Raw genomic sequence first — 6,291 nt, 5'->3', positions numbered from 1 at the left:
AGTATCGCGATCTCGCGGCCATGCTCGAGGTGTGGGAGCCGGTGATCGGCCTCGAGGTCCACGTCCAGCTCACGACGCAGTCCAAGGTGTTCTCGCCGTCGTCGACGCAGTTCGGCGCGCCGCCCAACTCGCTGACCGATCCGCTGGTGCTCGGCCTGCCCGGCACCTTGCCGACGTTCAACCAGGCGGTGCTCTCGCTCGCGCTCAAGCTCGGCGTGGCGACCTCGTCGCAGATCCGCGCGCGGTCGCGGTTCGCGCGCAAGCACTACTTCTATCCCGACCTGCCCAAGGGCTATCAGATCAGCCAGTACGAAACGCCGATCGTCGGCAAAGGCAAGCTGCAGATCCTGCTCGACGACGGCACGGTCAAGACCATTGGCATCACGCGCGCGCACCTGGAAGAGGATGCGGGCAAGTCGCTGCACGAAGACTTCCAGGGTTTGACCGGCATCGATCTGAATCGCGCCGGCACGCCGCTGCTGGAGATCGTTTCCGAGCCCGACATGCGTTCGGCCAAGGAAGCCGTGGCGTACATGAAGAAGATCCACACCCTGGTGCGGTATCTGGAGATCTGCGACGGCAACATGCAGGAAGGCTCGTTCCGTTGCGATGCCAACGTGTCGGTGCGTCCGGTCGGCCACGAGAAGTTCGGCACGCGCTGCGAGATCAAGAATCTCAACTCGTTCCGTTACATCGAAAAGGCCATCAACTACGAAGTGGCGCGCCAGATCGAGGAGATCGAGTCGGGACGGGCGATCAAACAGGAAACGCGCCTGTTCGATCCGGAAAAGGGCGACACGCGCTCGCTGCGCTCCAAAGAGGAAGCCAACGACTATCGCTACTTCCCCGATCCGGACCTGTTGCCGGTGGTGGTCGCGAAGGACTTCATCGAAAGCGTGCGCGCCACGCTGCCGGAGTTGCCGGATCAGAAGGCGGCTCGTTATATCGAGAAGTTCGGGCTGTCGGCCTACGACGCCGGCGTGCTGACCGCGAGCCGGGAGATGGGCGACTACTACGAAGCCGTGCTGGCGGCATTGCAGTCGAGGAATCTCGCGGGCCACGAGAAGCTCGCGGCGAACTGGACCATGGGCGAGCTGTCGGCCGCACTCAACAAGGACGGTGTGGACGTGACCGCGTCGCGCATCGACGCCAATCGCCTCGCGGGCCTGTTGGCACGCATCGCCGACGAGACCATTTCCGGCAAGATCGCCAAGGAAGTGTTCGAGTCGATGTGGGCCGAAGGCAAGGAGGCCGACGAGATCATCGAGGCCAGGGGCCTGAAGCAAATCACCGACACCGGCGCCATCGAAAAGACCATCGACGAGGTGATGGCGGCCAATCCCAAGCAGCTGGCCGACTATCGCTCCGGCAAGGACAAGCTGTTCGGCTTCTTCGTCGGCCAGGTGATGAAGCTGACCGGCGGCAAGGCCAATCCGGCGCAGGTCAACGAGCTGTTGAAGAAGAAGCTGGCCGGGTAGGCGATGCGGAAAAGCCGCCGGGCTGTTGAAAAACGGCCCTGGCGGGCTAATGTACGGCGGATGGCGGTTAGCGGTTGGTGGCTGGTACAGAATGAGTGTCGCCACCCACCGCCCGTCTTCCGCGCTAACCACTAACCGCTAACCGCCATCCGCCAGCTCATGCACGATCGCGATTGCCTGCACCGATTCTTGTTCGAGCATTTTCCGATTCGCGGGCACATCGTCCACCTGGACGCATCCTGGCGCGCGTTGCTCGAGCATCGCGAATATCCTGCCGTGATTCGAGACACCTTGGGCGAGGCGGTCGCCGCGTCGGTGCTGCTCGCGGCCAGCTTGAAATTCGAAGGGACGTTGAGCTTGCAGCTCAAGGGGCAGGGGCCCATGCATCTCATGCTCGCGCAGTGTTCCGATGCGCTGGGTGTGCGGGCGGTGGCTCGCTACAAGGACGCCGGATATCAGCGGGACCTGGCATCGCTGTCCGGCGAGGGCAGCATGACAGTGACGGTCGAGAACGAGGACCTGTCGCAACGCTATCAAGGCATCGTGCCGCTGGCGGGCGCGCGGTTGGTGGATTGCCTGCGCAACTACTTCGAAACATCCGAGCAACTGCCGACGCGCTTGTGGCTGCATGCCGACACGCACGGTGCTTCGGGATTGTTGTTGCAACGACTGCCGGATGACTCGGTGGAGTCGCGCTCGCTCGGCTCGCGTTTCCACGAAATCGATCGCGGCGAGATCGACGACGCATGGCATCGTGTGCAACTGCTCGGCGACACCTTGAAACCCGAGGAACTGCAGACGTTGAGCGACCGGAACATCCTGCGCCGCTTGTTCGCCGAGGATGATGTGCGCTTGTTCGAGCCCGCGCCCGTGTTCTTCCGCTGCCGATGTTCTCGCGAACGAGTCGTGGGCATGCTGCGTGCGCTGGGGCCGGTGGAGGTGCGCTCGGTGCTCGCCGAGCAGGGGCATGTCGAGGTGCGTTGCGATTTCTGCAACCGGGCTTATCGGCTCGACGCAGTGGACGTCGAGCAGCTGTTCTCGCAAGCGGCGGCTCCGGCAATGGATGGTTCTGAGCGCCGTCACTGATTGGCATTTGACCGCGACGCGGTGGCATGGAACCCTTAGGACACTTCGAAGTTGAGCTTGACTTCGCGGTCGAAACAGGGGGGAAGGTGGCATGTCGTTCGCGTTCGACGTGTTCGTTCCACATGAGCGCCGGATCGGCCGCTTTGCCACGCAGTTGAGAAGCTGCCTCGCGGACAACATTTCGCTCGACACCCAGCGCCAGATCCAGGTCGCAGGCCGGAGCACGCCGGTATTGAAGAACGGCGGCGCCGATCTGAATCTCGACTGCGCCATCCCCGATCGTTTCACTGCGCAATCCGGCGTCACGGCCACCATCTTCGTCAAGAGCGATGCGGACTTCGTCCGGATCTCGACGTCGATCAAGAAACAGAATGGCGAGCGTGCTCTGGGCACGGCGCTCAATCACGCCCATCCCGCTTACTCACGGCTGATGGCCGGGCAGTCGTATGTCGGCTATGCCATGTTGTTCGGTACGCAGTACCTGACCCAGTACGACCCTATCAAGGATGCGCGTGGCCAGGTGATTGGCGCCTTGTATGTCGGCATCGATGTGAGCAAACAGAAGCGGCTGAGCATGGCGGTCAAGTTGTCGCTGCTGGTTGTCGTGCTTGCCGGAGTGTTGTTTGCGATCGTGCGCCGCTTCGACGGCAATGTCGGATTGGCACTCGTGGCGGCGTTGATTCTCGCCGGCGTGGTTTATTACGTGATCGATCGCACGATTACGACGCCACTACGCCTGGCACGCGATGCTGCAAAGAGGTTGGCCGCGGGTGATCTCACCGCGCAGTTGCATGTCGATCGCGCCGATGAGATTGGCGAGTTGATGCAGGCGATCAACGGCGTCAGCCAGGGGCTCTCGGAGATCGTAGGTGAGGTTCGCGACGGCTCGAATCGGATCACCGAGGCTTCACGCGAAATCGCCACGGGCAACGCGGATCTTTCTTCGCGCACGTCGTCGCAAGCCGCGGCGTTGGAGCAGACCGCGTCGTCGATGGAGCAGCTCACGGCGACTGTCGGCCAGACCTCGGCCAACGCACAGCAAGCGAATCAGCTGGTGCTGGCCGCTTCGCGCCAGGCGAGCAAGGGTGGCGAAGTGATATCGCAGGTGGTTTCCACCATGGGTACCATCAAGGCCGGCTCGCGACAGATCAGCGGGTTCGTCGACGAGATCGAGGACATCGCGTTCCAGACCAATATCCTGGCCTTGAACGCCGCAGTCGAGGCCGCTCGCGCCGGCGAACAAGGGCGCAGCTTCACTGTGGTCGCTGCTGACGTGAGAAATCTCGCTCAGCGCTGCGATGTGGCGGCCAAACAGATCAAGGCGCTCACCACCGAGTCCTCCGGTCAGGTGGATGCCGGCAGCGCGCTCGCCCAACAAGCGCGCGAGACCATGGATGAGATCGTCACCTCGGTGAAACGGGTCGTCGACATCATGGGCGAGATCAGCGCGGCCAGCGAAGAACAGGGCAGCGGCATCGGCCAGGTCAACGTCGCCATCAGCCAGATGGATCAAATGACCCAACAGAACGCCGCCCTCGTCGAGCAAGCCGCCGCCGCCGCGGAAAGCCTCCACTCCCAGGCCGAAAAACTGCAGCAGGCGGTCGCGGCGTTCAAGCTGCGCTAGGGCCTTCTGAAGCCCTGGCGGCCCGCCAATTTCCCAGTACTGTCCCGCCGCCTTGATGCGGCACAAGTGCCTGTTATTCCGAGATAAGCGTCTCATTCGCCAATGCCCGGGGCGTGTCCCGGGTGACAAGGGCGGTGTAGCTCGCGTATAGTGCTGGCCGTCTATATAAAGATATCTTTATATCCTTAAGTCGTTAGCCAGAGCATGTCGAGCTTCCTGTCCGCCGTTTCCGCCCTGAGGGCTGTCGCCGAGCCGACCCGGCTGCGGTTGCTGGCGCTATTGGCGCGGGCGGAGCTGACGGTGGGGGAGATCTGCGAGGTGCTGGGCCAGAGTCAGCCGCGGGTGTCGCGGCATCTGAAGCTGCTGTGCGACGCCGGGCTGCTGGATCGATTCCGCGAGCAGTTGTGGGTGTATTACCGGGCGCCGGCTTCTGGCGAAGCTCGTGACATCGTCCGGCAGCTGCTGGCGATGGTCGACGAACAAGACGACGTGCTCTGCCGTGATCGTCGCCGCATGGAAGAAGTGATCGCCGAGCGCGGTCGCCGTGCTGCCGATCACTTGGCGGTGACAGAAGCGCCGAAGACTTCCGAGGTTATCGACTCGACGGTGGTCGAGGAACTGGCGAGCGAGCCGATTGGAGCCTTGCTCGATGTGGGCACCGGCTCGGGCCACATGCTCAAGTTGCTCGGTGCCAAAGCGACGCGCGCGGTCGGTGTCGATATTTCGAGTGAAGCGCTGCGCCTTGCGAGAACGAAGGTACACGGCGCCGGCCTGAGCCACTGCGAGCTGCAGCGAGGCGACATGTATGACCTGCCCTTCGCCGCGCCACTGTTCGACACGGTCGTTGCGGATCGAGTGCTGGCAAACGCAGAGCGCCCGTTGGCAGCACTCTCGGAAATTTCGCGAACGCTCAAGCACGGCGGCCGTGCCGTCCTCATCGAGGACTTCGATTCGTTGAGCGCGGCATCGTCCGCCAATCCCATCTCCACGCTGCGCGACTGGTTCGCCAAAGCAGGGTTGGAAGTTTCCCGTGTGCGTCCGGTCGATACCGAAGCGGGTCATCTGCTGGTGGCAGTCGGCCGGCGCGTGATCCGCAGCACCGCGGCGGCGTGAGGCCGCTCTGACCGATCAATTTCGAGGAAGTCATGTCGTTAGAAAAACTCAAGGACCAGATCGGCAACGGCCTGAACCGATTCCGCAGCCGACCCACGGTGTCGTTCGAGTTCTTTCCGCCCAAGGACGAGGCGATGGAGCAGACGCTGTGGGAGTCAGTCGAGCGCCTTGCTCCGTTACAGCCTCGCTTCGTGTCCGTCACCTACGGTGCGGATGGCTCGACGCGTGCGCGAACTCACAACATCGTGACCAAGGTTCAGAAGAACACGTCTTTGACCGCGGCTCCGCATCTGACCTGCGTCGGCGCGCCGCGCGAAGAAATATTGGATATCGCACGCGACTACTGGGCCAACGGCATTCGTCACATCGTGGCGCTGCGCGGCGATCCGCCGCAGGGCACGGGCAACTACGTGGCGCATCCGGAAGGCTTCGCATACGCCGTCGATCTTGTGAAAGGATTGCGGACCGTGGCGAATTTCGAGATCTCGGTGGCGACCTATCCCGAGCCGCACCCGGAATCGCCGAGCCCCGATTTCGAGCTGATCAATCTGAAGTCGAAAATCGATGCCGGCGCCGACCGCGCCATCACGCAATTCTTCTTCGACACGGCAACGTTCCTGAGATTTCGCGACAAGTGCGCGGCCGCCGGCATCAAGGCCAGCATCGTGCCCGGCATCCTGCCGATCACGCGCTTTCCACAAATGCTGCGCATGGCGCAGCGCTGTGGCGCGAGCGTGCCGGATTGGCTGGCGCATCGCTTCGACGGACTGGACGATGACGCCGACACGCGCCGGCTGATCGCGGCGGCAGTGGCAATCGAACAGGTGCAGGAGCTGCAGAAGCACGGCGTCGAAGAATTTCATTTCTACACGCTGAATCGCGCCGAGCTGAGCTACGCCATCTGCCACGCCCTCGGCGTGCGGCCGATGTTGCCGCAGGCCGCGGCCGGCTGAGCCGGGCGAGTCCGCCGCTGTCGACAAAAAAATATCT

The 6,291-nt window shown here is 62.9% G+C and carries 5 protein-coding genes; all 5 read left to right on the top strand.

The window, feature by feature from the left end:
• Window positions 1-20 precede the first annotated feature (20 nt).
• The 5 genes from gatB to metF all read left to right on the top strand — a co-directional run bounded on the left by gatB (window position 21) and on the right by metF (window position 6,254).
• Window positions 21-1,478, top strand: a complete 1,458-nt coding sequence (gatB, locus tag VGE08_RS14855; protein ID WP_331068689.1) for an Asp-tRNA(Asn)/Glu-tRNA(Gln) amidotransferase subunit GatB — start codon at window positions 21-23, stop codon at window positions 1,476-1,478.
• 159 nt (window positions 1,479-1,637) lie between these two features.
• On the top strand, window positions 1,638-2,564 hold the full coding sequence (locus VGE08_RS14850) for an Hsp33 family molecular chaperone HslO (protein ID WP_331068688.1): 927 nt from the start codon (window positions 1,638-1,640) through the stop codon (window positions 2,562-2,564).
• Between the two features lie 91 nt (window positions 2,565-2,655).
• The gene (locus VGE08_RS14845; protein WP_331068687.1) at window positions 2,656-4,188 is read left to right on the top strand and encodes a Cache 3/Cache 2 fusion domain-containing protein; all 1,533 of its coding nucleotides are present in this window, start codon (window positions 2,656-2,658) and stop codon (window positions 4,186-4,188) included.
• A 204-nt stretch (window positions 4,189-4,392) separates the two neighbouring features.
• Window positions 4,393-5,301 carry a metalloregulator ArsR/SmtB family transcription factor gene (locus tag VGE08_RS14840; RefSeq protein ID WP_331068686.1) on the top strand — a complete coding sequence of 303 codons (909 nt, stop codon included), beginning with the start codon at window positions 4,393-4,395 and terminating at the stop codon, window positions 5,299-5,301.
• 32 nt (window positions 5,302-5,333) lie between these two features.
• On the top strand, window positions 5,334-6,254 hold the full coding sequence (gene metF, locus VGE08_RS14835; RefSeq protein ID WP_331068685.1) for a methylenetetrahydrofolate reductase: 921 nt from the start codon (window positions 5,334-5,336) through the stop codon (window positions 6,252-6,254).
• Window positions 6,255-6,291 lie beyond the last annotated feature (37 nt).

The sequence above is a fragment of the Steroidobacter sp. genome, from assembly GCF_036406195.1.
In the GTDB taxonomy this organism is placed as follows: domain Bacteria; phylum Pseudomonadota; class Gammaproteobacteria; order Steroidobacterales; family Steroidobacteraceae; genus Steroidobacter.
Note: the sequence above shows the minus strand (reverse complement) of the source record. Positions and strands in the feature narration are given on the sequence as shown.